Source organism: Aliiruegeria lutimaris, from assembly GCF_900099935.1.
GTDB lineage: Bacteria > Pseudomonadota > Alphaproteobacteria > Rhodobacterales > Rhodobacteraceae > Tropicimonas > Tropicimonas lutimaris.
In genome coordinates this window covers 34,049-58,992 of sequence record NZ_FNEK01000002.1, presented here as the reverse complement: position 1 = coordinate 58,992, position 24,944 = coordinate 34,049, and the positions used below count along the sequence as shown (strand labels likewise).

Genomic DNA, 24,944 nt, shown 5'->3' with positions numbered 1-24,944 from the left:
CCTTTACAGCACGAAAGAGCCCGCCTCTTCGAAACCGGGCAAAACAGGCGCAGATGCATTAAATGCGAAACGCCAGTTGATCCGCCCGTCGATCTTGTAGCCGATCTGAACCAAGCCGAGCGCACCTTCCATGAAGAGACAGGCGATACGGCCGCCTTCCTTCAGTTGTTCCTCGATCGCGGCGGGAAGCTTGGCCACGCCGCCCTGAAGAATGATCACGTCATAGGGACTGTGTTGCGCGGCCCCTTCGGCCAGCGGCCCGATGACGACGGCAGCATTGTCGACCGCCTCCGAAGAAAGCGTCGCCTCTGCTTCATGCGCCATGGATTCGTCTTCCTCGAGCGCGATCACCGCCTCGGCCAAGTGCGCGAGAACCGCCGTGGAATACCCATAGCCGGCCGCGATATCGAGCACCATTTCGTTCGGCTGAACGTTCAGCGCCTCCAGCATCTTTGCCAGGGTCCGCGGTTCGAGCAGCACGCGGCCCTTGGACAGCGGCAGGTTATTGCCGACATAGGCCGCATCGCGCTGACCGGCCGGGACATAAAGTTCTCTCGGAACGGCCAGCAGGGCGTCGAGGACGGGGTACTTGGTCACGTCCGAGGGGCGGATCTGGGAATCGACCATCGTCGTGCGTTGGGTTTCAAAGCTGCTCATCTGATCCACCTGTCGGTCCGGAAGCGTCGTCGTTCTGTGGCACAATCGTTCCTATGAGGCAAGTTGCCGACGCGCCGCATGTCGGACATCAGGGAGCGCTTTCGGACAGCAATATCAATGTCGGTCGTAGCGGGCCGTCAGAATGATCGCGGCAATGCCCGAGACCAAATTGCCGCCCCACGGATGCTTGTTGAAAATATCCTGGTCATGCAGGGTCGCATGGTCAGTTCGCGTTTCCAGGCTCTTTGCGCTCATGTCTACCTATCTGTCCTCCCTTGCAGCCGCCGCCCTGCTCTTCGGATTATCCACCTATTTCGGTGTTTTCGTACTGGAGTCTTTGATCCGGAGGAGAGAGGCGCAAAGGGAGGCCCAGGTTGAGTCCGCCAGCCACGTTCGTGCGCAGGGCCGGTGGCTTGCCCCGACGGTGTGGATCCTGACGGTCTTTTGGCTGGCGCTGTTCGTCGGGTATTTCATCGCCAGCACGACGCCTCCGAATGGGTCACTGAAGCATTTCAACACACGAGATCTCCCAAGACCTGCCGTGTAGGAAGACGACAGCATGTTTACCCATTCCAGCGCGATCCTGCGTGTTTCAAGGCGCAGCCCCTCTCCATCACCAACAGAAGAGAGCCCGCCGTCGCAACGCGAGCTGAGCTGCAACGCCTGCGGCAACCAATGCCGGTTCGACCCGGCTCAGGAAGCTCTGATCTGCGACGGGTGCGGCAATGCCCAGGTGATCGCGGCGGCCAACCAGTACCGGGCTGGACGGGAATACCCCTTCGATCCCAACTCGCCCGAGACAGAACCGCGCGGGGTGCCGCCTGCGCAGGAACATCAATGCAGCGGCTGCGGTGGCACGGTGCTCTTTTCCGGCACGGCGCTGTCCGAGCGGTGCCCGTATTGCAATGGTCCGATGGTCCTCGTTCCGGGCCGTTCCGGCTACGACGCCATGGCGCTCATCCCGTTTCGCATCTCCGCCGAAGACGCAAGAAAACGCGCATTGGACTGGATTTCCAAGCGCGAGGGCGCGCCCAACCAGCTCACGGAGCACGTTGCCAGGACCGCGAGGACCGCCGGTCTCTATGCGCCGTTCTGGACCTTCGACACATCCGAGGCGCTAACCTACATGGCCACCTGGATGGAGTACGAGCACAAGCGCATGGTGACCCGAAGCTCCTCCGGTCACCATGATGTCGCGTTCGACGATCTCCTGGTGCCCGCCTCGCCGCATGTCACACCCCTGATCCGCGACGGCATCTTGCATGAATTCGCCCCTGGCGCGCTGAGGTCCTTCGATGCGCGCTACCTGGCCGGGTTCGCGGCCGAGCGCCACCACCAGAGCGTTGCCGAGGGGTTCGCCTTCAACGCGCCCGACAAGCGGCTTCGGACGAAGCGAAAGGTCTGCGAAGACCGCGCCTTCGGGGAAAACGTGTCCCTGGCCGTTCGAACAGATGACATTGCTGCAAGATACCGCAGGATCCTGCTGCCGGTCTGGATCTTCCACTACGACCATTCCGGCCGGCCCTACAAGGTCGTGGTGTCGGGCATCAATGGGCAGACGTTCGGCGAGCGGCCCTATTCGACAGCCAAGCTCGCGCTTGTTTCCGGGCTGGTCTCGTTCCTCGTGGTGTCCGTCGGTATCGTGTTGGGGATGGTGCTGGCCTGATCGCCAACGCATCCACGCCTCATCAAACGGTCTGCGTGCAGGTCTCGCAACCGTCAGACAGAGACAGCGCCCTTGAGGTCTTCCTTGGCCAGCTCGGATTTTGAGCCCTTCATCGAGATCTCACCGCGTTTGAGCACGACGAAGCGGTCGGCCACGCCATAGGCAAATTCGAAATACTGCTCGACAAGAACAATCGCCATGTCGCCCCTGTCACGCAGGTATTCGATCACGCGGCCGATCTGCTGAATGATATTTGGCTGGATGCCCTCCGTGGGCTCGTCGAGCAGCAGCAGCTTGGGCTTGGTCAGCATGGCGCGGGCGATGGCGAGTTGCTGTTGCTGGCCGCCGGACAGGTCGCCACCACGTCTGGACATGAACTCCTTCAGGATCGGGAACAGTTCGAAAATCTCGTCCGGTATGCCGTGCTCAGCCTTGGGCAGGCAGGCATAGGCGGTTTCGAGATTTTCCTTCACCGTGAGCAGCGGGAAAATCATGCGCCCCTGCGGCACATAGCCCACGCCCTTTCGGGCAAGCAGATGGGACGGCATCCGGCCGATTTTCTCGCCGTCCAGTTCGATCGAGCCGCCGGAGCGGGGATGTGTTCCGGAAATCGCCTTGAGCAGACTGGTCTTGCCCACCCCATTTGTGCCCATCACGCAGGTCACCTCGCCGGCGGCGGCCTCGAGGTCGATGCCGTGGAGGATCTGGCTGCCGCCATAATGCAGGGTAAGGCCTTCGGTTTTCAGCATCTCTCAGCGCCCCAGATAGACGTCGATGACGTCTTGGTTTTTTGTCACGTGGTCGAGGCTGCCCTCGGCGAGAACCGAGCCCTCGTGCAGCACGGTGACCTTGCATTCCAGCCGGCGGACGAACTCCATGTCATGCTCCACCACGACAACGGCGCGCGTCTTCGCGGCTTCCTTTAGCAGATCGGTCGTGTGTTCACGTTCGGCGAGCGTCATGCCGGCCGCCGGTTCGTCCACCAGCAACAGGCGTGGCTCCTGCGCCAGCAGCATACCGATTTCGAGCCATTGCTTCTGACCGTGGGAAAGCTCGCCCGACTTGCGATAGAGTTGGTCCGAGAGGCCGATCTCCGCCGCAAGCTCCTCGATGCGGGTGCGGTCTTCCGGCTTGGGCCGGAAGAAGAGCACCGACCACGGCGCGCGATCCTTTTTCAGCGCCATGGCGAGGTTGTCATAGACCGACTGGTCCTCGAACACGGTCGGACGTTGGAACTTGCGGCCGACGCCAGCGCGGGCGATCTGGCTCTCGTTCATCTTCAGGAGCGACTGGCTCATATCGCCCCAGCGGATCGAGCCCTCGTCGGGGCGGGTCTTGCCGGTGACGATATCCATGAAGGTCGTCTTGCCCGCGCCGTTCGGCCCGATGATGGCGCGCAGCTCGGCGGAACCGATGGAGAAGCTCAGGTTGTTGATGGCCCTGAAGCCGTCAAAGGTGACGGAAACGCCGGAGACTTCGAGTAGCTGGCTCATTTTTCGGCCTCCTGTTCCTGAAGGCTGCCGGAATCGGGGCCGAGATCCGCGCCATAGCGCTCCGGCGACACGCGGCCTGTTAAGTGGTCAACCAGACCGCCGATCCCCTTGGGCGCAAAGAGCGTGACAAGGACGAAGGAGATCCCGAGCAGAACCTGCCACCAATCGACCCAGTTGATGGTGTAGAAGCCGAGCGGGATGGAGGGGGCCTGTCCGCCGGTGAACCAGGTGGAAAGCAGCGAGACGAAAGCAGCCCCGATGACAGCGCCGTAGAGCCGCCCACGCCCGCCGATGGCGACCCAGACCGCGAGATAGATCGAGGCGATGGGCGCGATCTCGGCCGGGTTGATGATGCCGGCCTGCGGGTAATACAGCGCACCTGCTATGGCGGCGATGACCGCCGTCAGGGTGAAGACGAAAAGCTTGTAGCCCTCCACCGAGTAGCCGAGAAACCGCACGCGCGCCTCGTCGTCGCGGATGCCGCGGATGACGGAGCCGAACTTCCCGGAGACCACCCAGGCCGCGAGCAGGTAGCCCAGCCCAAGGGCAAAGGCGGACGCCCAGAAGAACCAGAGCGAGATTTGAGCCTGCGGGATGGCGTCGGCGCCCGGCAGGTTCTGCAGCCCCGACAGGCCATTATTGCCGCGCAGACCGGAATCGTTCTGGAAGAGGTAGAGCGCGAGCGCGAGCGTCATCGCCTGTGTCAGGATCGAGAGATAAACCCCGGTGACCCGGCTACGGAAGGCCAGCCAACCAAAGACGAGCGCCAGAAGGCCGGGCACGGCGACGACCAGCAGCAATTGCTGGAAGAGCGAGTCGGCGAAGGCCCAGATCACCGGGAAGTCGGAGGACCCGACGACGCCGAAGATCTGGGTGCCGATGGCGTCGACCACTTCCTGCGCGGTGGGCGGGATCTCGGCATTGGCCATGGAGGCCACGACGATCATTTCCGTCCGGGCATACATCAGCCACATGCCGACCATGTAGCCGCCGAGCCCGAAAAACGCCATGTGCCCGAGGCTCAGGATGCCGGCGAACCCCCAGATCAGGTCCATCGCGATGGCGACGAGGCAAAGACAGAGCGTTTTGCCGAGGGTTTTCAAGAAGGAGGTGGAGATCACGTCCGTGCCCATCGCCTCGCTCATCGCCGTGACGCCGATGGTGAAGAGGGCCAGACAGCCGATGAAGATCAGAACGGAGGGATTGCGTGCGAAGAAGCTCTTTTCCATGGCTCAATCCCCCGCCGCGCGGCCCTTGAGGGCGATGATGCCCCTTGGCCGGAACTGGATGAATATGATGATGAAGATGATCATGTAGGTCTGCGCGGCGAGCGTGTTGGACGGGTTCATCCACTCGATCCCCTTTTGCAGGAAGCCGATCATCGAGGCCCCGAGCAGGGTGCCCCAGATATTGCCGACCCCACCGACAACAACGGTCATGAAGCTCTGCACGATATAATCGGAGCCGAGCTCGGAGGTGACCTTGGCATAAAGCCCGATGGCAACGCCCGCGATACCGGCGATGCCGGAACCGAGACCGAAGGTCAGCATGTTGATCCGGTCCGGGTTGATGCCCATCGAGGCCGCCATGCGCGGGTTCTGCGTCACGGCGCGCACTTCGAGGCCCAGCCTTGTGCGTCGCATGATGAAGAGGAAGACGCCGAGGAAGATCAGCGCCAGCACGAAGATCGCGATGCGGATATAGCTGATCGAGACAACGTCGTTGAGCACCAGCGCACCATCGAGCCAGGCGGGCGACGTGAGCGGACGGGCCTGGGTGCCGAAGATGTTCTTGGCCAGCTGTTGCAGCGCGATGGAGATGCCGAAGGTCGCCAGCAGCGTCTCCAGCGGACGGTTATAGAGCCAGCGGATCACCAACCGCTCCATGGCCACGCCGGCCGCGAAGGTGACGGCAAAGGCGAGCGGCAGGGCAACGATGATCGAAACGGTGTAATCCGGGATCACCTGCTGGACAACGTAGCCCGTGTAGGCGCCCATCATGATGAACTCGCCATGGGCCATGTTGATGACCCCCATCACGCCGAATGTGATGGCAAGGCCGATGGCGGCGAGGAAATAGATCGAGGCAAGCGACATCGCGTCAAGCGTCAGGTCGATGAACTGGTTGAAACCGACCTGGGTGTTGATACTGGAGAGCGTGTCGTTGGCGGCCTCGGTTATGGCCGCCGAGGGTTCGGCATATTTCTCGAAGAAGACATGGGCGGCCAGCGCCTCGGCAATCTGCGCCTGGGTTGCCGCTGCGCGCACCAGCCCGGCTTCGGCCAGTGCCTGATAGGCCCGTTCCCTGGCCTCTTCGGTGTTCAACTGCGCGACGGGGACACCGCCGACGCGGGCGTCGGTGATGTTCTCCTGCAGGGCCGCACGCCTGTCCGCGGCGGTGATACGCGGCAGCACCAGGTCTTTCGATACGAGCAGGTCATAGGCTTCGGCTTCGCTGAATGCCGTGCTGCCCGGTTTCAGAACCGCGGCGATATTCACGCCTTCGGGAAGCGTGCCAACAGCCACTTCGCGCGAGGTCGCCACCAAAGGGTTGAGCGCGCCGCGCACATCCACCCCCAGATCGCCCTTGAAGCTCTCGATGGCGGCAATGCGGGCCTCTTCCGTCTCGCCGAAGGAAATGGTCAGAAGCCGGACGAGGCGTTCCTTGCGGTCGCGAATATCCGGGTCGGTCTCTTTCGCGATCGCGCCGGAGAGGGCGACAAGGTGCTCCGCGGCCGGATCGCGCTGGATCGCGTCCAGCGCCTCGATCCGCTTCGCAGGATCCTTGGCCATGAGCTGGAACTGCACCAGCGCGGCGCCGATCAGCGAGCGCACGCCGGAATTCGGCTTGAGCTGATTCAGCTCCTTCTTGGGAAATTCGCCCGCCGCTTCGCCGGTTGCGATGTCGAGCAGTCGGTAGTTCTTGCTGTCGACCTTCTCGACGAAGAAAAACAGCTTGTCGGCCTCGCGTTGCCAAAGATCCTTGGCCTGCCATTTCTCCAGCACGGCCTGCGCCTCGGGAAATCCGCTGTCGCGCAGCGCGTCGATCGCCGGCTGGATCGTCTTGCGAGAACTTTCTTCTATAAGCACCCTGTGCTCCTGCAGGAGCGCCTGGATCGGGCTGTCCTGTGCGGCGGCCATGCTGACGCAAAGCATCAGGGCGGCCAATGCTGCCATTATTAGTCTTGTCATTGCCTGGATATGCCCTGAGGGATCGGGAGGGCGTTGACCGCCCTCCCCTTTAGGTTCGTCCGTATGTCAGATCAGTAGTTGGACTTGATCTGCACGCAGGTCGAGGTCTCGGTGTTGTACATGCCGCAATCGAGATCTTTCCAATCGGACGTCAGGACCGCCGATTCCGGCAGGAAGTCGGTCCAGGCGTCGCCCGGAACTTCTTCGGTCTGGCTGATGATGTCGAACTGGCCGTCCTCGGTGATCTCGCCGATCAGGACCGGCTTGGAGAGGTGGTGGTTCACGCCCATCACGGCGGTGCCGCCAGTCAGGTTCGGGTATTCCTGGCCCCACATGGCGGAGCGCACGGCATCGACATCGGTGGTGCCGGCCTGTTCAACAGCGTTCGCCCACATGTTGAAGCCGATATAGGTGGCTTCCATCGGGTCGTTGGTCACGCGATCTTCGCCCATCTTGGCCTTCCAGGCTTCGATGAAGGCATCGTTGGACTCGGCTTCGGCGGACTGGAAGTAGTTCCAGGCGGCCAGATGTCCGACGAGGTTGGTAGTGTCGAGACCGGAGAGCTCTTCCTCACCGACCGAGAAGGCCACGACCGGGATGTCGTCGGCAGAGATGCCGGCAGCGGCCAGCTCCTTGTAGAAGCCGATATTGGCGTCGCCGTTGATGGTCGAGATCACGCCGACCTTCTTGCCGTCAGCGCCGAGCGCCACGACATCGGCCACGATCTTGGACCAGTCGGAATGACCGAAGGGCGTGTAGTTGACGAAGATGTCCTCTTCGGCAATGCCCTTCGACTTCAGGTAGGATTCAAGGATGTTGTTCGTGGTGCGCGGGTAGACATAGTCGGTGCCCAGCAGCGCGAACTTCTCGACGCCCAGCTCTTCGAGGTAGTAATCGGTGGCCGGAATGGCCTGCTGGTTCGGCGCGGCGCCGGTGTAGAAGACGTTCTTGGAGCTTTCCTCGCCTTCATACTGCACCGGGTAGAAGAGCAGGCCATTCAACTCTTCGATGACGGGCAGCACGGATTTCCGCGACACGGAGGTCCAGCAGCCGAACATCACATCGACATCCTCGACAGTCAGAAGCTCGCGCGCCTTTTCAGCGAAGAGCGGCCAGTCGGAGGCCGGATCGACCACGACGGCTTCAAGCTGCTTGCCGAGGATACCGCCCTTGGCGTTCTGCTCCTCGATGAGCATCAGCATCGTGTCCTTGAGGGTCGTCTCGGAGATGGCCATCGTGCCGGAAAGCGAGTGGAGAACGCCAACCTTGATCGTGTCATCTGCGGCCATCGCGGAGGTCGCGAAAGCAAGAGCGCCAACCAGCGCGGAGGTCATACGAAGTTTCATGTCTCAGGTCCCTGTTCTTGGCGGCCTGAAGGCACGTAAAGAGCGTTCGCCCACACGCTCCGGGCGCATGGCGTTCGCCCTGCCGGGCCGTACCACCTGTTTCTGTGTTGCAGGCGCTGGAAGGAGGACTCCGCTACCCGCGTACTGGATTGCCGGGTCGCTTTGCCCTGCGCGAGGCATCAAAGGGCAGGCAAGGGTTATGCGCAAATCATGGGCGTTCCGAAGCCCCGACTCCGGCTACAATCAAAGCATGTGATCTAAAATTAATCGCCTTTCCCAACGTAATGTCGGTTTCTTGATCAATTTTGATGCAACAGAAGCGTCACGGCCGGGAAATCCGCGCCGATCCAGCAGCCCGGATTACCTGCCTTTTTGGACAGGTCACTTCTTGAGATTCTTCAACAACAGCGACAAAAGCGGGCCAATCACACTCAGACTGGCGGAACTGAAGGGATCCCGGGTCATCTTGCGCACGTTCTGGGCCAACTCCCGAATCTCGTCGGTTGCCTCCTGCAACTCGCCCTCCAGATCGGCCATGGCCATGTCGCGGACCTCGCTGACGGCTTGCACGTCGCGATCCGCGCTCATGCCTTTCGCCAGCGCGATCAGGATTCCGGCCAGAACTAGGTTGGCGCCGGCGACGATCAAGGCCGCCATCGCTGGCTCCAGCCGCGCCGCCAAGACGAGATAGGCGGCGACATTCAGGAAAACGACCGCGATGCCCCCCATCAGCGCCGCCGCCCCAAACAGGCCACCCTTGCGGGTCGCTACGGCCACCTGCCGGCTGGCGATGAGCTTCTCCGAACGAAGAATGATCTGGAAATTCCGTGCAATACGGCTCATGGCGCCCTCCGCTACCGTGCCCGCCCGAGAACGTAACCCAGCACGAAGGCACCGAATAACGTCAACAGGGGCTTGTGTTCCTGCATATCTTCCAACTCGGCCACAAATTCCCGGAACAGCCGCTCCAGTTCACTGCCATCAAGCTGCCCAAGTGCCCAGTCCAGTGTGGATTGCTTGCCGTCACCGCCCTGATCCCCATCTTCCTCCGCCGTCTGTTCGCTGGCTTCCCCGGAGGCGCTGTCATCCGATGATGTCGCGCGTTTGCGCACGGCTTCCAGCTCGCGCTTCAGTTCGGCGACCTCGCGTTCCAAATCCGCTTTGAGTGGCATCTCGATCTCCCTTTACCCGACAGAACCTTTTGCGAAGAACGTCCCGCTCATGCGCGTTCCGCCCCCTCTTGCCCATCCATTTCCCTGATGCCCGACAGATCCCCGTCGCCCGACATTAGAATGGCCAGCCATTGCGTGCACGGAATATGGGCAAAAACGATCAGGAACCCCACCATGATCGGTACCGACAGGAGCGCTCCCGCCACCCCCCAAACCGCTGTCCAGAAGGTCAGCGCAAGGATCACCAGAAAGGGGGAAAGGTTCAATGAGCGCCCGAAAATGGCTGGCTCGAGGATATTTCCGATGGAAAACTGAACCGTGCCGCACCCCAACACGATAACCAGGAACGGCGTGACGGTGTCGAACTGAACCAGCGCCACGACCGCCGGAAGGACAACACCGAGGACCGAGCCGATGGACGGAATGAAATTGAGCGCGAAGGCCAGCACTGCCCATGTCTCGGCAAAATCGAGCCCCATCGGCTTCATCACCGCATAGCTGAACAGCCCGGTCAGCAACGAGACGAAGGTCTTGACGCCGATATAGCGCTGCAGACCGCGCGAGATCGATCGCGTGATCTTGGAAATCTCCGCAGCGGCCCTCCGATTGGGCGCCGCGATCCGGAGCTTGCGTCCCATCGGCCCGGTTTCGACCATCATGAAGGGGATGTAGAGCATGACCAGCAGGAACCCGCTGAGAAACCCGCCCGCCGAGCCGAGCGCCCCGAGAGCCCAGCCGGACATGTCCATCTCCTGCAGCACCTGGCGCACTTCCAGCGCGTTCTCTTCGCCCACCAGCGACACCAGCGAGGCCAGGATGGCCTCCAGCCGCTCGGCATATCGCGGAATGGTCTCGGCAACCCCGTCGGCCTGGCTGGACAGGATCAGGGCAATCACCGCGAAGCCGAACAATACCAGCAGGATGCCGATCACATTGGCCAACCAGAGCGGCACGAACTGGCCCGCCAGCGGGATCGCGGAGACCCGGTCGGCCACGGCATTCAGCAGCACCACGACAAGGGCGGCGAAGGTCAGGGGCACGAGAAACCCGGAGCCATAGACCAGCCCGGTCACGGCCAGCGTCAGCACGAGCAGCAGATCGCGCCAGAACTCCAGCATCATCACCCTTTGCCGCAAGCCTGCTTCTTCCATGTGAAGCTCCTTGTTTCTCCTTCGACGTCTTCAGACCGGCCATCCAGCCCGTCCCGATCCTCTGCCTGCAAGCGTCCCGGTTGCAACAGGAATTTGCCCTGATGACTGAAGTCGCCACCCCGCACCCCCCTGCGCACGAAGATGGTGCATCGAGGCGGGGATTTCGTTGGCGTCCCGGAAGATCGCGAGCCAGTGGATCTTGCCCTGCCTGTTCTGTCAGTAACGATCGGCATATCCGTCAGCATCCTGCAAGTGAACATGATCCAACATGGCTTCCGCCGCGCGCAGGAAAATATCGAAGCGCGCTCCCCGGTCGTAGCACAAGCGTAATGAGCATGTCCGTTGTCGACCGACAGCCGGATTGCAGAGAACTTGAGGCAGGTCCCGCACCGATAACCGGCAACCCCATGCTCTTTCTCCTGGGCTTCCATCCGCCAGCACCGCCCGGACACAATGTGCAAAACTTTAGAGCCCCCATGACCCGACAGCCCACATTTTGCGGCGGCGTGTAACCGGAAGATCAAACAGGCATGGCGTTGATGTATCGGGTTTGAAACGGAAATGTGAAAACCCACACCAAATATGTGACAAAACACAGAGGATCTGGAATTTTTCTTTTAATTTTCATAACATTAAACCATTTCCAAAATCCCGGCCGACAATCGACATGTATACCGAAGCCGACAATTTATCCCTGCCAACGCGCGGCTGGCACCGGCCAAAACCGTTCATTTCTGTGGATAACCTGGTGGACGAAGTTCAGTCGATCCGCGCCACCAACCTGTCGCAGCGCCAGCCAACCGCGCGGTGCAAGAGCAGGGTCAATGCGGCCAGCACGAAGAGCGCGGCGAACATCAGGTCGATTTTTACCCGCCCATTGGCCAGCAGCATCAGGTAGCCCAGCCCGCCGGCCGCGCCCATCCATTCGCCGATCACCGCGCCAATCGGCGCATAGACCGCCGCCAACCGCAGCCCCGAGGCCAGCGACGGGATCGCTGCCGGCACCCGAATGCGCCACAGCAGCCGCGCGGGCGAGGCGCCCATGGTCCGGCCAAGGTCCAGCCATCCCGGCGGGGTGCGCATCAGCCCGTCGAAAAAGGCAGAGGCCACGGGGAAATAGATGATGAGCACCGCCATCAGCACCTTGGACCAGATGCCATATCCGAGCCAGAGCGCCAGGATCGGCGCCAGCGCAAAGACGGGCAGCGCCTGGGTCGCCACGAGCGCCGGCTTGATCAGGTAGCGCGCCGCCGGCGAGACGGCCAGAAGCAGCGCCGTGGCCGCCCCGAAAGCCGTACCGAGCGCCAGACCGGCCAGAACTCCGACGACGGTGAACCGGCATGCCATGCGATCAGCCCTGCATTCGACCACAGCGCCTCCGCCACCCGAAATGGCCCGGGCAGGATAAAGGGTGGCAGGTCTCCAAACGCCACCAGCGCCTGCCAGAGGCCCAGAAACAGCGCCGCCGCAGCCAATCCGCGCTTGAACCCATCCATCAGCGCCACTCCCGCAAGGCCCGCAGGAGCCGCGCCTGAAAGGCCAGCGTCCCGGGGTGGTCCACCGGGCGGATGGTCTGCAGGTTCGGCGGAACGGCCTCGATCATTCCCGCCTCGTCGAGCAGGACGACACGGTCACCCATCCGGGCCGCCTCGCCCGGATCATGGGTAACGAGCAGCACGCTGCGCCCGGCGAGGTGCTCGGCGGCAAGCTCCTGCATCTCGGAAGGCATCCGCGCATCGAGCGCCGAGAAGGGTTCGTCCAACAGAACGACGGGCCGGTCCTCCATAAGTGTTCGCGCCAACGCCACGCGTTGCCTCTGCCCGCCGGAGAGATGGGCGGGGCGTTTCTCCGCATGCGCCTCCAGCCCCAGCCGGGCAACCAACGCACGGGCGGCATCCGTGTCCGCCTTCTCGCCCCGAGCGTCACATTGCCGATCACGTCAAGCAAGGGCATCAGCAGGTCCGTCCGCGCCAGGAAGGCCACCCGCCCTTCCAGCGGCCTGCCATCGGAGCTGTGGATATGCCCTTCGAAGGTTGCCCCGGTTTCAAGCGCCGCGATCAAGCGCAGGATCGTGCTCTTGCCGCAACCCGACGGGCCCAGCAGGCAGGACCAGCCGCCACCGTCGATCTCCAGCGAAACCGGCGGGAAGAGTTGATGCGCGTCGAACCGCGCCGTGCCGGTGAATTCGATCGCCGGTGCCTGCTCCATCCTGCCTCAGCCCTGCGCCAGCCCGCTCATTGCGCACCGAGATCAATCGCCAAGGTCGAAACCGGACGGGTATCCTCCAGCAAACCAGCCTCGTGCATGAAGGCTTCGAAACGTGCATAGCGACCGGCGTCCAACCCCGCCGGGGCAAGCGAGAACCGCGGCCAGGTGTCGGCCCAGGCTTTCGCGTTCATCTCGTCCTGAAGCTCGCGAGCGGTGCCGGAGAACACCTCCCGGGCCTCCTTTGGATTGTTGACGATATGATGCGTCGCCTTCTCCGTCGCGGCGAGGAAACGGGAAATCCTGTCAGTGTCCATCGTCTCCGGGTTGGCCACGTAAATCAGCTCGTCATAGGGCGACAGGCCCTTTTCCTGGAGATAGAAACAGCGCCCGGGCACGCCCTCGATCTCCATCTGGTTCAGCTCGAAATTGCGGAAGGCGCCCATGACGGCATCCACCTGACCCGTCATCAGCGACGGCGAGAGCAACCGGGCGACGTTGATCAGTTCCACATCCGTCATGCTCAACTCGTTATTGGCGAGCACGCGGTTCAGCAGCACCTCCTCGACACCGGCGACCGAGAAACCGATCTTGCGCCCCTTCAGATCCGCGATTTCCTTCACCGGCCCGTTTTCCAACACCAGAAGGCAGGTCAGTGGCTTGCCGATCAGCGTGCCGACCCGGATGAGCGGCAAGCCCTCGGCCACCTGAAGGTGCAGCTGCGGCTGATAGGAAATGGCGAGATCCGCCTTGCCCGCGGCCACCAGTTTGGGCGGATCGGACGGGTCCGACGGCGCGATCACCTCGACTTCCAGCCCGACCGTCTCGAAATATCCCAGCTCCTCGGCCACGATGATCGGGCCGTGATCGGGGTTCACGAACCAGTCGAGGATCAGGGTCATCTTGTCGGCGGCCAGCGCCGGGGTTGCGGCCAGAAGCGCCACGGCGAATGCGAGAATGCGCATGGGAAGTCTCCGTTCGGACAGGCTCAGGCGACGGGCCAGAGCGCGTGGAAGTGGTGGGTGGGGCCATGACCATGGCCGATACCGAGGCTGTCAGCCTGCGCGATGGCGCCCTGAAGCCAGCGGCGGGCGGCAGTCACCGCCTCGGCAAGGTCCTTCCCCCTGGCCAGTTCTGCCGCGATGGCAGAAGAAATCGAGCAGCCGGTTCCATGGGTGTTCTTGGTGTCGAAACGCGGGCCATCGAGCCAGGTTTCGGCTTCCCGCGCAATCAGCAGGTCGGGGCAGTCCTCGGCTTCCAGATGACCACCTTTCATGAACACCGCTTTCGGCCCGTGTTCCAGAAGCGCCAGCCCTTGCGATTTCATCTGTTCCCGACTGGTGGCCGCATCCTTGCCCAGAAGCGCGCCGGCTTCGGGCAGGTTCGGGGTCAGAACGGTCGCCAGTGGCAGAAGCCGCGCGCAGGGCCGACACCGCCTGCTCGGGCAGGAGCGGATGGCCGCCCTTGGCCACCATCACCGGGTCGAGCACGATGGCGCCGGAGAACCCCGCCAGCGCCTCCGCCACGGCCACGGCGATCTCGGCATTGGCAATCATGCCGATTTTGACCGAGTGAACGTCGATATCGTCGAACACCAACCGGATCTGTTGATAGACGAACTCAGCCGGCACAACGTGGACGCCGGCGACACCTTGCGTGTTCTGCGCCGTCAGCGCGGTGATTGCCGCCATTCCATAGACGCCGCGCGCCGAGAACGCCTTCAGATCCGCCTGGATGCCCGCGCCGCCTGACGGGTCCGACCCGGCAATCGACAATGCTGTTGCAACGCTCATTTTCGTGCCTCCGCTATCGCACTGCCCAAGGCGCGCGCCGCCGCTGCCGGGTCCGGCCGGCCGCAAACAGCCGAGACGACGGCCAGCCCGGCCGCCCCTGCCCCGATCACATCGCCCGCGTGCTGTGGTCCCAGCCCGCCGATGCAGACCGCCGGAACCGGGCAGATTTCGACGATCCGGCGCAGCCCGTCGATGCCCACGGGCGGTGCGTGGTCGGACTTGGTGGGCGTGCCGAAAACCGGGCTGACGCCGACATAGTCGACCACATGCGGATCGACCGCCCGCGCATGGGCCTGATTTTCCACCGACAGGCCCAGTAGCATCTCCGGACCGATGGCCGAACGCGCCTTTTTCACCGCCATGTCACCCTGTCCGATATGCAGCCCGTCCGCCCTCAGCGCGACGGCGGCAGCGACAACGTCATTGATCACCAGCGCCGCGCCGGTTCCCTCCAGCGCCACCCGCAAGGCCCGGCCAATCTCGATCATCTCGGCGGTGCCGGCCTGCTCGTGGAGAAGCTGGACAACGCCGACGCCACCGGCGACAGCAGCCCGCGCCGTCTCGACCATGCCGAGCCCGGCGCAAAGACCGGGATCGAGCACCAGATAGGCCGAAAGGTCCAACTCTTTCCTCATTCCGGGGCAACCCGGTCATCGCCGATCGTTTCCGGCGTGACGGCGGCTAGCGCATCGACGAAGGCGGAGGCGAAGCCCCCCGGACCTTCGACCTTGGCGGCGGCGGCTTCACCGGCGGCCGCGAAATGGCTCAATGCGCCGACGGTCGCGGCGAACCTGTCCTACACGGCGGCGGCATAGGCAGCGCACAGCGCACTCAGCGAACAGCCCATCGCGGTGACCTGCGGCATCAGCGACGAGCCGCCGGAAATCCGCACGGCCTTCTCGCCATCGGTCACATAGTCGACTTCCCCGGTCACGGCGACGATACAGCCAACCTGCTTTGCGACCTTGCAGGCAGCTTCTTCGGCGGCGGCAACCGTGTCGCCCGCATCAACGCCGCGTCCCGCGCTAGCTTGCCCGGCGACGGCTATGATCTCGGAGGCGTTGCCGCTCAGGATACTCGGCCCGACCTGCATGAGCTTCGCTGTCGCGTCCCGGCGCAGGCCGGTCGCAAAACAGGCGACCGTGTCGAGCACCCAGGGCGAGTTCGCCTTGCGCGCCACCAACGCGGCTTCGAGCATGCCTTCCACCCAGCGCGGGCTGAGCGTGCCGATATTCACCGAGACCACCGGCGCAATGGCCGCGAATTCCCCGGCTTCCTCGGGATCATGCACCATTGCCGGCGCGGCTCCCGCTGCCAGCAACACATCGGCCTGGAAATTCATCGCCACGAAATTTGTGATGCACTGAACCAGCGGCGCGGCGGCGCGCATGGCGGCAGGGGATTCCGAGGGGGTGGACATTTGTGTCTCCTGTGGCGGAGACCCCGGGCTGCCAGTCGATACTCGCCTGTCTGCCCCGACTCCCTCCGCCAGCGTCATACTGGTTCAAGTTCAAAGGGTTCTTCTCAGACCGCGTTCGTAGACGCCCCCGTCGATGCCCGATAAAAAAGAAGGTCCCACCGGGAATGTCACGGGCCAAAACGACGCCGACAGAACAGGGACATGCTCGGCGTGAGTTGCGCTGCCGGACAGGCTGCGCCACAAGGAACCGAAGCGAAAAAGGAGGACAGGCATGACACCGCTGGCCGGGCTGAAAGTCGTCGAGCTTGCCCGCATTCTCGCCGGCCCCTGGATCGGCCAGGCGCTGGCCGATCTCGGCGCCGAAGTGATCAAGGTCGAAGCACCCGAGGGCGATGACACACGCCGCTGGGGTCCACCCTTCATCGAGCGCGATGGCGATGTGTCGGCCGCTTATTTCTATGCCGCCAATCGCGGCAAGCACTCGGTCGTGGCCGATTTCCGCACCGAAGAGGGTCAGGCGCGCGTACGCGAGCTGGTGGCCGATGCCGATATACTCGTGGAGAATTTCAAGCTCGGGGGGTTGAAGAAATACGGGCTCGATTATGACAGCCTGAAGGTGCTCAACCCGCGCCTGATCTATTGCTCGATCACCGGCTTCGGGCAGAGCGGCCCCTATGCCACGCGCGCCGGCTACGACTTTCTGATCCAGGGCATGTCCGGCCTGATGTCGGTGACGGGCGAGCCGGATCGGCAGCCGCAAAAGGTCGGCGTGGCGGTGACCGATATCGTGACCGGCCTCTATGGTGCCGTGGGGGTTCTCGCAGCGGTTGAGCAGCGGCATCGGACCGGGCGCGGCCAGCATATCGACATGTCGTTGCTCGACTGCGCCACCGCGATGATGGCCAATCAGGCGATGAACTACCTTGCCACTGGCGAGGCACCGACGCGGCGCGGCAATGCGCACCCCAACATCGTCCCCTACCAGGTGCTGCCGACCGCGGACGGCCATATCATCGTGGCGGTTGGCAATGACGGGCAGTTCCGGCGTTTTTGCGAGGTGCTCGGGCAGCCCTCGCTGGCAGACCACCCCAGCTATGCCAGCAATGCCGCGCGGGTGGAGAACCGGGGGGCGCTGACCGATTTCCTCGAACCGCTGACCGGCCATTGGCCGTCGGCTGAGTTGCTGGCAGCACTGGAGGCCGCAACGGTTCCCGCCGGGCCGATCAATGACATGGCGGGGGTCTTTGCCGATCCGCAGGTGATCGCGCGCGGGCTCAGGATCACGCCAGAGGGTATCCCCGGGGTGCGTGGGCCGTGGCGGTTTTCAGATGCCGAGCTGGCATTGGACAGGAGCGCACCGAAACTCGGGGAGCGGGACAGGTAAGGTCTTGCAGCGCGACTAGCGCTTGAAGACGTGCTTGTAGGTCTTGCGCAGGAGCTTCTTCTGCACCTTGCCCATCGAGTTGCGCGGCAACTCGTCCAGGATCACGTAATGGCGCGGCTGCTTGAAACGGGCCAGCCGCCCGCCGATCCCGGCCTCGATCCCGGCGACATCCAGCACCGCGCCCGGTTCCGGCACCAGCACCGCAACGACGCTCTCGCCAAAATCCGGATGGGGCGCGCCGATGACCGCGCTTTCGAGCACGCCGGGCTGTTCGTCCAACACCAGTTCGACATCCCTGGGATAGATGTTGAAACCGCCGGAAATGATCAGGTCCTTGCCGCGCCCGACAATGGTGACATAGCCATCCTCGCCCTGCACGCCGAGATCGCCGGTGATGAAGAAGCCGTCGGGGCGCAACTCTTCGGCCGTCTTGTCGGGCATGTTCCAGTAGCCCTTGAAGACGTTGTCGCCACGCACCTCGATCATGCCGACTTCGCCGTGTGGCAGGCTCTTGCCGCTGTCGGGATCGGTGATCTTCAGCTCGACTCCGGGCAGCGGCAAGCCGACGGTGCCCGCGCGCCGCTCGCCGTCGATCGGGTTCGAGGTGTTCATGTTCGTCTCGGTCATACCGTAGCGTTCGAGGATGCGGTGACCGGTCCGCTTCTGAAAGGCCCGGTGGGTTTCGGACAGCAACGGCGCGGAGCCCGAGATGAACAGGCGCATGTTGGCGCAGGTTTCCCGCGTGAATTCCGGGTGATCCAGCAGGCGGGTGTAGAAGGTCGGCACGCCCATCATGCTCGTGGCCTGCGGCAAGGCTTCGAGCACCTGTTCGATATTGAAACGCGGCAGGAAGATCATCGAGCCGCCGGCCAGCAGGCTGATATTCGTTGCCACGAAGAGCCCGTGGGTGTGGAAGATCGGTAGCGCGTGGATCAGCACGTCCTTTTCGGTGAACTGCCAAGTATCCCTGAGCACCTGGGTATTCGACAGAAGGTTGCGATGGGTCAACATCGCCCCCTTGGACAGGCCAGTGGTGCCGGACGTGTAGAGCAGCGCGGCGATATCGTCCTCGGCGCGGTCCACCGGGTCGAAATGCGTCGGCAGGAAGGTCGCCAGTTCGGTGAAGCTGCCGGAACCGTCCGCTTCGAGCGTCTCGAAGCGCACGCCCATGCGGTCGCAATCCCTGTGCAGTTCGTCCAGCGAGTCGGCCCGCCCCAGCACCGCCCGGGCGCCGGAATTCTCGATGAAATAATCGACCTCGAGATGGGTGTAGCCGGTATTGAGCGGCAGGAAGACGATGCCAGCCATGACGCAGGCTGCATAGACGGCGAGCGCTTCGGGAGATTTGTCAACCTGCACCGCGAGACGGTCGCCTGGGCGCAGGCCCATTTCGCCCAATGCATGCGCAAAACGCGCCGCCTCCCGCAGGAACGCCGCATGCGTCAGGTCATCCGCCGTGTCCATGACAAGGAAAGGGGTTTCCTTGTCGACATGCGGGGCAAAGAGAGCGTCATAGAGCGGGTTGGGCATGAGCGGATCTCCGGCTTTCTTCCGCCCCTCCCCTACATCCGGGGCGCCCCCTAGGGCAAGGGAGCCGGACGCGTCGCTTTGACGTGGGCGGGCTGTCGAAACGTTGGGCGAGACAGGATGGGTCAGGAGGGGGCTAGCCCCCAGCGCTCTCACGAGCGCTCCCCCCAGGATATTTTCGGAAAGAGGAAAACATGCCTATCGCTGCGGAAAAGATGACGGCGCGCGGTACTGGTTCGAAACCCTTCGGGCGTTTTTTCCCCTTTCCAGGAGGCGCATGCATCCCGCCCCCTTGACGCAAGGGCAGTTTTCCCCGTGCTCAAAATTTGCGCGCGCGGCATCCTGCAATGGAAATCTCCTCCGCGCAGGGTTCCACGGGTCCGACCGCTCGACAGAAGCGGCGGGCATAATAGACGAAACAGGGAGAAGATAATGCATCAGACCATGAAGGCGGGCCTCGTGGCCGCGCTCGGCATAACCTTTGCTGGCGAAGCCCTTGCAACCGAATGGAATGTCTCGCTTTGGGGCAAACGGCGCGCGTTCACCGAGAATGTCGAGAAGCTGGCCGAGCTTGTTTCGGAAAAGACCGGCGGGGAGTTTACCTTCAACATTTCCTATGGCGGCCTGTCGAAGAACCGCGAGAATCTCGACGGGATCGAGATCGGCGCTTTCGAGATGGCGCAGTTCTGTGCGGGGTATCACCCGGACAAGAACCCATCGATCACGGTTCTGGAACTGCCTTTCCTCGGGGTCGATTCCCTGGAGAAGGAGATTGCCGTCTCCATGGCGGTTTACCAGCACCCCGCGACGGTGAAGGATCTCGGCCGCTGGAACGCGACGCTGCTGATGCCCTCGCCGCTGCCGCAATACAACGTGATCGGTGTGGGCGACGCGCCCCATTCGCTGGATGATTTCAAGGGCCTCAGCGTGCGGGCCACCGGCGGAATCGGCAGCGCATTGGAAACCGTTGGCGCGGTGCCGACATCGATGTCGGCCTCCGAGGTGCGCCAGGCGATGGATTCGGGTGTGATCAAGGCGGCGGCCTTTGCCCCGCATGCACACATGTCCTTCGGCACGGTTGAAAACGCCACATGGTGGACGACCAACCTGAACCCCGGCGCCGTGAACTGCCCGGTGGTGGTAAACACGGACGCGCTGAACGCGCTCAGCGACGCCGAACGCGAAGCTCTGCTGGGTTCTGTCAACGAGGCGCTGGCCTATTACGTGGACTTCTACAACAACAACACCATGGCAAAATGGGGCCCGCTGCTGGAAGAAAAAGGCATCGAGCAGGTGACCTTCGACGAGGACACGCTTGCCGCCTTCCGCGAGGCCGTTGCCGGCCCGGCCGCCGAAGCCTGGGTAGAAGACATGAACAAGCGCGGTCTTCCGGCGCAGGAATTGCTCGATCTCGTGAAATCGACGCTGGCCGAGTGACCCTTTTGGGGCGCCCCTGAGCGGGCGCCCTTTTCCTTTTGTAGAAAGAGAGCACATGGCCGGGGCCTCCTCCGTCCTTAGCGACGATTCCTTCCTTTCGCGCGCCGACCGGGCGCTTTTTCGACTAGAGACATTGCTCGCACTGATCAGCGGGCTGGCGATTTTCGCACTGATGATCCTCGCGGTTATCAATGTCGCCGGGCGAAACGGGTTCAACTCGCCGCTTCCCGGCTATGTCGACTGGATCGAGCAATTCATGCCGGTGATCACCATGCTGGGCGTGGCCTATGTCATGCGGCTGGGTGGACATATCCGGATGGATATTCTCGTCGGGCAGCTTGGCGGCCGGGCGCTCTGGCTCTCAGAGGCAATCGCGACCCTTTTCATGCTGGCAGTGACGCTCTTGCTGATCTGGGGCAGCTGGGCGCATTTCCAGCGCAGCTTCGACTTTGCCTCCCCGCTTTGGAGCCGCGACAGCTCCATCGATATCGGCCTGCCGATCTGGCCGGCGAAGCTGATGGTGCCACTGGCGCTCTCGGTTTTGTGCGTTCGGCTGCTGCTGCAGTTCTGGGGGTATTGCCGTGCCTTCCTCCGCAATGATGACCGCCCCGTAGCCGTGCCGCTGATCGAGGATGCCGCCACGCAGGCAGCGCATGAGGCCGAACATGTTTCCGGTTTCGATGAGGAGAACAGCTGATGGAACCCATCGATATCGGCCTGATCGTTACCGGCCTGTTGCTGTTTCTCGTGGTGATCGGCACCCGCGTGGCCTTTGCCGCGGCGATTGCCGGGGTGACGGGACTCGTTTGGATCTTCTGGGCCAAGAAGGGCTATGACCCGTCGCAATTCATGTGGGCGCTGACGGTCGGGGCCAAGACCGCCGGACAGGTGCCGCATTCCAAGGTGGCAAGCCAGGCGCTCAGCCTGATCCCGACTTTCATCCTCATCGGCTATCTCGCCTATTACGCGGGCCTGACCAAGGCGCTCTTCACCGCCGCAAAACGCTGGGTGGGATGGCTGCCGGGCGGGTTAGGCGTGGCGACGGTCTTTGCCACCGCCGGTTTCGCCGCCGTGTCGGGCGCGTCTGTGGCCACCTCCGCCGTCTTTGCCCGTATCGCCATTCCGGAGATGCTGGCCGTGGGCTATGACAAGCGTTTCGCCGCGGGCGTCGTGGCCGCGGCAGGCACGCTGGCCTCGTTGATCCCGCCCTCGGCGATCCTCGTGATCTATGCGATCATCGTCGAACAGGATGTTGGCGCGTTGCTGCTTGCCGGCTTCATCCCCGGCGCCTTCTCCGCGCTGATCTATGGTGCGCTGGTGATCAGCATGGCGTTGGTCTGGAAAAACCTCGGCCCACCGGTAACAGGCTTCACCTGGCGCGAGCGGTTCGCTGCCCTTCCGGCCGCCGCCCCGATTGTCGCCGTGGTGATAATCATCCTCTTCTTCGTCTACAACCCCTTCGGCGGTGACGCCTGGGGTACGCCGACCGAAGGGGGCGCGCTCGGCGCCTTCGTCGTCTTCTGCATCGCGGTCTGGCGCGGCATGCGGTGGTCGCAGTTGAAGGACGCACTTCTGGAGACGGCGAAGCTCTCGGTAATGATCTTCACCATCATATGGGGCGTTCTGATCTATGTCCGCTTCCTCGGCTTTGCCGACTTGCCGGGCGCTTTCTCGGAGTGGATCACGTCCCTGCACCAGCCGCCGATGATGACCCTGCTGCTGATCCTGCTGGCCTATGCCGTGCTGGGCATGTTCATGGACGCGATCGGCATGCTTCTGCTGACGCTTCCCATCGTCTACCCGGCGGTGATCGCGCTCAACGGGGGAGAATATGTCACTGCCGCCGACAGCGCCTTCGGTATGTCCGCCACCGGCTGCGAGATCTGGTTCGGGATCATCGTGGTGAAGATGGCCGAACTCTGCCTGATCACGCCACCGATCGGGCTCAACTGCTTCGTCGTGGCCGGTGTGCGCCCCGACCTGTCGGTGCAGGACGTGTTCCGCGGCACGTCGCCTTTCTTCGTCGCCGATGCGCTGACCATTGCAGGGCTCGTCATGTGGCCGGGCATCGTGCTCTACCTGCCCGGATTGCTGCTCGGACTGTAGCCCCCTCCCGCCCGTGAAATTGTCCCGCGGGCGGGAGAATCTCCGCGATTCCGCAGACGCGAAGTCGAACTGTGGATAACTTTCGATCCATTCGAGGCCTTACAACGCGCATGTTGACCCTGCGTCACACAAACCGCGCACACCGTCAGGCGGGATAGATGCCCGAAACGACGGATCGACGCTTAATGCGCTGATTTATTAATAAAAGGTAAACAAAACGGGCCCTGAGCAACGACCTGAACGCAACGCCAAAATAGTGCCGAAGACGGTTCGATACGCCTGCCGCCGCACCCAGCCTGTGGATAAACTTGTGAACTGAATCGTCAATTCTGCGAACGCTACCGCCGCAACGCGGCAGTATTCGACGATCTCCGCGCTGAGACCACTCCGCCCGACAATTCCCGTTTTCGGTCTCGGCAATACGGGAACCCCGCCCCGATGCGCGATCGGAACGGGGGACGATCCCACTGGGAACCATGGCCTTAGCGGAGACGAAGCTCCGTCTGCGCGTCAAACAGATACGTCTTTTCGATCGGGAAGGTCAGGCCAACCATGGCGCCGGCCTCGGTACGGAAATCGCCGCGTTCCTCGACGATGATCCGCTCCCCGGTCGGCGCCTCCAGATAGGCGAAGGAGACGCCGCCCAGTGCCTCGGTCAGCTCGACCCTGTGGCTGTTGCCGTTGGCGTCCATCTCGAGATGCTCCGGGCGCAGGCCCACGCTCACCTTGCGGCCGTCTTCGGGCATGTTGACCGGCAGTTCCAACTCCTGCGCCAGGCCAGGTACGCTGACCTTGCCACCGGAAATCACCCCGTCGATGAAGTTCATCGAGGGCGAGCCGATAAAGCCCGCCACGAACTTGTTGTCCGGGTCGCGATAGAGATTCATCGGCTTGCCGACCTGCTCGATACGGCCGTCGCGCAGAACCACGATCTTGTTGGCCAGCGTCATGGCCTCGGTCTGGTCATGGGTGACATAGATCATCGTTGCGCCGATTTCCTTGTGCAGGCGCGCGATCTCCACCCGCATCTCCACCCGCAGTTCGGCGTCGAGGTTGGAGAGTGGCTCGTCGAACAGGAACACGTCCGGGCCTCGGACAATGGCGCGGCCGATGGCAACACGCTGACGCTGCCCGCCCGAGAGCGCTTTGGGCGTCCGGTCGAGATAGGGATCCAGCTTCAGGATCCTGGAGGCTTCTCCGACCTTCTCCGCGATCACCTCCTTCGGGTGCCCGGTCATCTTCAGCCCGAAGCCCATGTTCTGCGCCACGGTCATGTGCGGATAGAGCGCGTAGGTCTGGAACACCATCGCCACGCCGCGCTCGGACGGATCCATATGTGTCACGTCCCGCTCGCCGATATGGACCTTGCCCTCGGTGGTCTCCTCCAGGCCGGCCACCATGCGCAGCAGGGTGGACTTGCCGCAACCAGACGGACCGACAAAGACGCAGAACTCGCCATCCTCGATTTCCAGGTCGACCCCATGGATCACCTGCACGTCGCCGAAACGCTTAACAACATTGTTCAGAACGACGCCTGTCATCCCAGTCTCCCTCCGGTTTCGTTCCCCTCCACGGGGAATGCCCAATGCGTTGCCTCCTCGGCAATCGCCTCAACACATTGCCTGAGACGCGGAATATGCGCCTCCAGCGATTTCAGGTCGGTGCGCAAGGTGGACCCGCTCAGGCTCGCCGCGCCCAGAACCCGTCCCTCATCGGACAGGATCGGCATGGCCACGCAGATCACCCCGGCTTCATGTTCCTCGCGGTCGGTGGCAAAGCCACGCGTCCGTGTCCGCTCCAACGACTGGCGCAGCACGGCCTCCGAGGCCAGCGTCGTCGGCGTGAAACGGTGAAAGCTCTGCATCCCAAGGATCTGGTCGAGTTCGTCCGCGTCGAGGAAAGCCAGCATCGCCTTGCCCACTCCGGTGCAATAGGCCGGCGCGATCTTGCCGGCGTCGGAGAACATCGCAGCCGACTCCAACGCGTTGCGCTTGTCCACGTAGAGAACATGCCCGTAATCCATCTGCGCCAGATGTACCGTCAGACCCGTGTCCACCGACAGCGAATCCAGATGCCGGCGGGCGATGGGCGCAAGCGACGCCTGCCTCCAGGCTGCATGCGCCAGGCGGACCAGACGAACGCCCAGGGAGTAGGTTCCGCCTTCTGGATTATGAACCAGCATGCCCTGATTTACTAATGTTTGCGCTAATCTGTATAGCGTCGCCTTTGGCAGCACGGACATGCGCTGAAGCTCGGCAAATCGTATCGGCTTTTCCTGCGCCGCGACCAGGTCCAGCACGTCCAAAGCCTTGCCTACTGTGCCATCACCGGCTGACGACATAAATCTTCCCTCCCGGTCGACGCGACGCACCGTTTTGGGGAACTCGCCCGCTCGA

22 protein-coding genes and 4 pseudogenes are annotated in these 24,944 nt (G+C 63.0%); 6 read left to right on the top strand and 20 right to left on the bottom strand.

Annotated elements, in window-relative coordinates; all coding sequences use genetic code 11:
* Window positions 1–3: 3 nt before the first annotated feature.
* Together BLR85_RS01555 and BLR85_RS28980 are read right to left on the bottom strand one after the other, a co-directional pair.
* Window positions 4–657: a protein-L-isoaspartate O-methyltransferase family protein gene (locus BLR85_RS01555; protein ID WP_093148088.1), complete on the bottom strand. Its 654-nt coding sequence runs from the start codon at window positions 655–657 to the stop codon at window positions 4–6.
* Window positions 658–771: 114 nt separating this feature from the next.
* Entirely contained in the window at window positions 772–912 is a 141-nt protein-coding gene (locus tag BLR85_RS28980; protein WP_170844422.1) for a hypothetical protein, read from the bottom strand.
* Here BLR85_RS28980 and BLR85_RS01550 point away from each other — a divergent pair.
* Complete coding sequence (locus tag BLR85_RS01550; protein ID WP_093148084.1) at window positions 911–1,204, top strand: hypothetical protein; 294 nt, start codon at window positions 911–913, stop codon at window positions 1,202–1,204. The genes BLR85_RS28980 and BLR85_RS01550 overlap by 2 nt on opposite strands.
* 12 nt (window positions 1,205–1,216) lie before the next feature.
* The gene (locus BLR85_RS01545; protein ID WP_093148080.1) at window positions 1,217–2,323 is read left to right on the top strand and encodes a hypothetical protein; all 1,107 of its coding nucleotides are present in this window, start codon (window positions 1,217–1,219) and stop codon (window positions 2,321–2,323) included.
* 53 nt (window positions 2,324–2,376) lie between these two features.
* Here the strand turns inward: BLR85_RS01545 and urtE are convergent, their stop codons facing one another.
* The 15 genes and pseudogenes from urtE to thiM form a co-directional block, all read right to left on the bottom strand.
* Window positions 2,377–3,072 carry an urea ABC transporter ATP-binding subunit UrtE gene (urtE, locus tag BLR85_RS01540; RefSeq protein ID WP_093148076.1) on the bottom strand — a complete coding sequence of 232 codons (696 nt, stop codon included), beginning with the start codon at window positions 3,070–3,072 and terminating at the stop codon, window positions 2,377–2,379.
* Window positions 3,073–3,075: 3 nt separating this feature from the next.
* On the bottom strand, window positions 3,076–3,816 hold the full coding sequence (urtD, locus tag BLR85_RS01535; RefSeq protein ID WP_093148072.1) for an urea ABC transporter ATP-binding protein UrtD: 741 nt from the start codon (window positions 3,814–3,816) through the stop codon (window positions 3,076–3,078).
* Entirely contained in the window at window positions 3,813–5,045 is a 1,233-nt protein-coding gene (gene urtC / locus BLR85_RS01530; RefSeq protein WP_093148068.1) for an urea ABC transporter permease subunit UrtC, read from the bottom strand. Before urtC ends, urtD begins: the two co-directional genes overlap by 4 nt.
* A 3-nt stretch (window positions 5,046–5,048) precedes the next feature.
* The gene (gene urtB, locus BLR85_RS01525; RefSeq protein WP_093148064.1) at window positions 5,049–7,007 is read right to left on the bottom strand and encodes an urea ABC transporter permease subunit UrtB; all 1,959 of its coding nucleotides are present in this window, start codon (window positions 7,005–7,007) and stop codon (window positions 5,049–5,051) included.
* Window positions 7,008–7,078: 71 nt separating this feature from the next.
* Window positions 7,079–8,353 (bottom strand): urea ABC transporter substrate-binding protein, encoded by a 1,275-nt coding sequence (gene urtA, locus BLR85_RS01520; protein ID WP_093148059.1) that lies wholly within the window; start codon window positions 8,351–8,353, stop codon window positions 7,079–7,081.
* 381 nt (window positions 8,354–8,734) lie between these two features.
* Window positions 8,735–9,196 (bottom strand): phage holin family protein, encoded by a 462-nt coding sequence (locus BLR85_RS01515; RefSeq protein WP_093148055.1) that lies wholly within the window; start codon window positions 9,194–9,196, stop codon window positions 8,735–8,737.
* A gap of 11 nt (window positions 9,197–9,207) precedes the next feature.
* Window positions 9,208–9,525, bottom strand: a complete 318-nt coding sequence (locus BLR85_RS01510) for a hypothetical protein (protein ID WP_093148050.1) — start codon at window positions 9,523–9,525, stop codon at window positions 9,208–9,210.
* A gap of 47 nt (window positions 9,526–9,572) precedes the next feature.
* Window positions 9,573–10,676: an AI-2E family transporter gene (locus tag BLR85_RS01505; protein WP_093148046.1), complete on the bottom strand. Its 1,104-nt coding sequence runs from the start codon at window positions 10,674–10,676 to the stop codon at window positions 9,573–9,575.
* A 759-nt stretch (window positions 10,677–11,435) separates the two neighbouring features.
* Window positions 11,436–12,172: pseudogene (locus BLR85_RS01495) on the bottom strand (ABC transporter permease).
* On the bottom strand, window positions 12,172–12,558 hold the full coding sequence (locus BLR85_RS30330; RefSeq protein WP_342028763.1) for an ATP-binding cassette domain-containing protein: 387 nt from the start codon (window positions 12,556–12,558) through the stop codon (window positions 12,172–12,174). Before BLR85_RS30330 ends, BLR85_RS01495 begins: the two are co-directional and overlap by 1 nt.
* Window positions 12,559–12,671: 113 nt before the next feature.
* A pseudogene (locus BLR85_RS30325) lies at window positions 12,672–12,884 on the bottom strand (ATP-binding cassette domain-containing protein); the annotation flags it as partial.
* A 26-nt stretch (window positions 12,885–12,910) separates the two neighbouring features.
* Entirely contained in the window at window positions 12,911–13,846 is a 936-nt protein-coding gene (locus BLR85_RS01485) for an ABC transporter substrate-binding protein (protein ID WP_093148039.1), read from the bottom strand.
* 23 nt (window positions 13,847–13,869) lie between these two features.
* Window positions 13,870–14,674: pseudogene (gene thiD / locus BLR85_RS01480) on the bottom strand (bifunctional hydroxymethylpyrimidine kinase/phosphomethylpyrimidine kinase).
* Window positions 14,671–15,309: a thiamine phosphate synthase gene (gene thiE / locus BLR85_RS01475; protein ID WP_093148035.1), complete on the bottom strand. Its 639-nt coding sequence runs from the start codon at window positions 15,307–15,309 to the stop codon at window positions 14,671–14,673. Before thiE ends, thiD begins: the two are co-directional and overlap by 4 nt.
* A pseudogene (thiM, locus tag BLR85_RS01470) lies at window positions 15,306–16,094 on the bottom strand (hydroxyethylthiazole kinase). Before thiM ends, thiE begins: the two are co-directional and overlap by 4 nt.
* 271 nt (window positions 16,095–16,365) lie before the next feature.
* Here thiM and BLR85_RS01465 point away from each other — a divergent pair.
* Window positions 16,366–17,478: a CaiB/BaiF CoA transferase family protein gene (locus tag BLR85_RS01465; protein ID WP_093148032.1), complete on the top strand. Its 1,113-nt coding sequence runs from the start codon at window positions 16,366–16,368 to the stop codon at window positions 17,476–17,478.
* Window positions 17,479–17,493: 15 nt separating this feature from the next.
* Here the strand turns inward: BLR85_RS01465 and BLR85_RS01460 are convergent, their stop codons facing one another.
* Window positions 17,494–19,008, bottom strand: coding sequence for a malonate--CoA ligase (locus tag BLR85_RS01460; RefSeq protein WP_093148028.1), 1,515 nt, complete (start codon window positions 19,006–19,008; stop codon window positions 17,494–17,496).
* A gap of 429 nt (window positions 19,009–19,437) precedes the next feature.
* Between BLR85_RS01460 and BLR85_RS01455 the strand changes: the two genes are divergently transcribed.
* From BLR85_RS01455 to BLR85_RS01445, 3 genes are read left to right on the top strand one after another with little or no spacing between them, the layout of a single operon-like run.
* Window positions 19,438–20,442: a C4-dicarboxylate TRAP transporter substrate-binding protein gene (locus BLR85_RS01455; RefSeq protein WP_093148025.1), complete on the top strand. Its 1,005-nt coding sequence runs from the start codon at window positions 19,438–19,440 to the stop codon at window positions 20,440–20,442.
* Between the two features lie 55 nt (window positions 20,443–20,497).
* Window positions 20,498–21,139, top strand: coding sequence for a TRAP transporter small permease subunit (locus tag BLR85_RS01450; RefSeq protein ID WP_093148021.1), 642 nt, complete (start codon window positions 20,498–20,500; stop codon window positions 21,137–21,139).
* Complete coding sequence (locus BLR85_RS01445) at window positions 21,139–22,548, top strand: TRAP transporter large permease (RefSeq protein WP_093148017.1); 1,410 nt, start codon at window positions 21,139–21,141, stop codon at window positions 22,546–22,548. Before BLR85_RS01450 ends, BLR85_RS01445 begins: the two co-directional genes overlap by 1 nt.
* 482 nt (window positions 22,549–23,030) lie before the next feature.
* On the opposite strand, the gene BLR85_RS01440 is transcribed toward BLR85_RS01445, so the two are convergent.
* Window positions 23,031–24,089, bottom strand: coding sequence for an ABC transporter ATP-binding protein (locus BLR85_RS01440; protein WP_093148014.1), 1,059 nt, complete (start codon window positions 24,087–24,089; stop codon window positions 23,031–23,033).
* Entirely contained in the window at window positions 24,086–24,889 is an 804-nt protein-coding gene (locus tag BLR85_RS01435; protein WP_093148011.1) for an IclR family transcriptional regulator, read from the bottom strand. Before BLR85_RS01435 ends, BLR85_RS01440 begins: the two co-directional genes overlap by 4 nt.
* Window positions 24,890–24,944: the final 55 nt, after the last annotated feature.

Bases quoted from the DNA above. Each gene is read 5' to 3' on its own strand.
- BLR85_RS01515 (WP_093148055.1), bottom strand. From the start codon at position 9,196: ATGAGCCGTATTGCACGGAATTTCCAGATCATTCTTCGTTCGGAGAAG.
- BLR85_RS28980 (WP_170844422.1), bottom strand. From the start codon at position 912: ATGAGCGCAAAGAGCCTGGAAACGCGAACTGACCATGCGACCCTGCAT.
- BLR85_RS01505 (WP_093148046.1), bottom strand. From the start codon at position 10,676: ATGGAAGAAGCAGGCTTGCGGCAAAGGGTGATGATGCTGGAGTTCTGG.
- urtD (WP_093148072.1), bottom strand. From the start codon at position 3,816: ATGAGCCAGCTACTCGAAGTCTCCGGCGTTTCCGTCACCTTTGACGGC.
- BLR85_RS01510 (WP_093148050.1), bottom strand. From the start codon at position 9,525: ATGCCACTCAAAGCGGATTTGGAACGCGAGGTCGCCGAACTGAAGCGC.
- BLR85_RS01450 (WP_093148021.1), top strand. From the start codon at position 20,498: ATGGCCGGGGCCTCCTCCGTCCTTAGCGACGATTCCTTCCTTTCGCGC.
- BLR85_RS01440 (WP_093148014.1), bottom strand. From the start codon at position 24,089: ATGACAGGCGTCGTTCTGAACAATGTTGTTAAGCGTTTCGGCGACGTG.
- BLR85_RS01555 (WP_093148088.1), bottom strand. From the start codon at position 657: ATGAGCAGCTTTGAAACCCAACGCACGACGATGGTCGATTCCCAGATC.
- urtA (WP_093148059.1), bottom strand. From the start codon at position 8,353: ATGAAACTTCGTATGACCTCCGCGCTGGTTGGCGCTCTTGCTTTCGCG.
- BLR85_RS01460 (WP_093148028.1), bottom strand. From the start codon at position 19,008: ATGCCCAACCCGCTCTATGACGCTCTCTTTGCCCCGCATGTCGACAAG.
- urtE (WP_093148076.1), bottom strand. From the start codon at position 3,072: ATGCTGAAAACCGAAGGCCTTACCCTGCATTATGGCGGCAGCCAGATC.
- thiE (WP_093148035.1), bottom strand. From the start codon at position 15,309: ATGAGGAAAGAGTTGGACCTTTCGGCCTATCTGGTGCTCGATCCCGGT.
- BLR85_RS01435 (WP_093148011.1), bottom strand. From the start codon at position 24,889: ATGTCGTCAGCCGGTGATGGCACAGTAGGCAAGGCTTTGGACGTGCTG.
- BLR85_RS01485 (WP_093148039.1), bottom strand. From the start codon at position 13,846: ATGCGCATTCTCGCATTCGCCGTGGCGCTTCTGGCCGCAACCCCGGCG.
- BLR85_RS01545 (WP_093148080.1), top strand. From the start codon at position 1,217: ATGTTTACCCATTCCAGCGCGATCCTGCGTGTTTCAAGGCGCAGCCCC.
- urtB (WP_093148064.1), bottom strand. From the start codon at position 7,007: ATGACAAGACTAATAATGGCAGCATTGGCCGCCCTGATGCTTTGCGTC.
- BLR85_RS01445 (WP_093148017.1), top strand. From the start codon at position 21,139: ATGGAACCCATCGATATCGGCCTGATCGTTACCGGCCTGTTGCTGTTT.
- BLR85_RS01455 (WP_093148025.1), top strand. From the start codon at position 19,438: ATGCATCAGACCATGAAGGCGGGCCTCGTGGCCGCGCTCGGCATAACC.
- BLR85_RS01465 (WP_093148032.1), top strand. From the start codon at position 16,366: ATGACACCGCTGGCCGGGCTGAAAGTCGTCGAGCTTGCCCGCATTCTC.
- BLR85_RS01550 (WP_093148084.1), top strand. From the start codon at position 911: ATGTCTACCTATCTGTCCTCCCTTGCAGCCGCCGCCCTGCTCTTCGGA.
- urtC (WP_093148068.1), bottom strand. From the start codon at position 5,045: ATGGAAAAGAGCTTCTTCGCACGCAATCCCTCCGTTCTGATCTTCATC.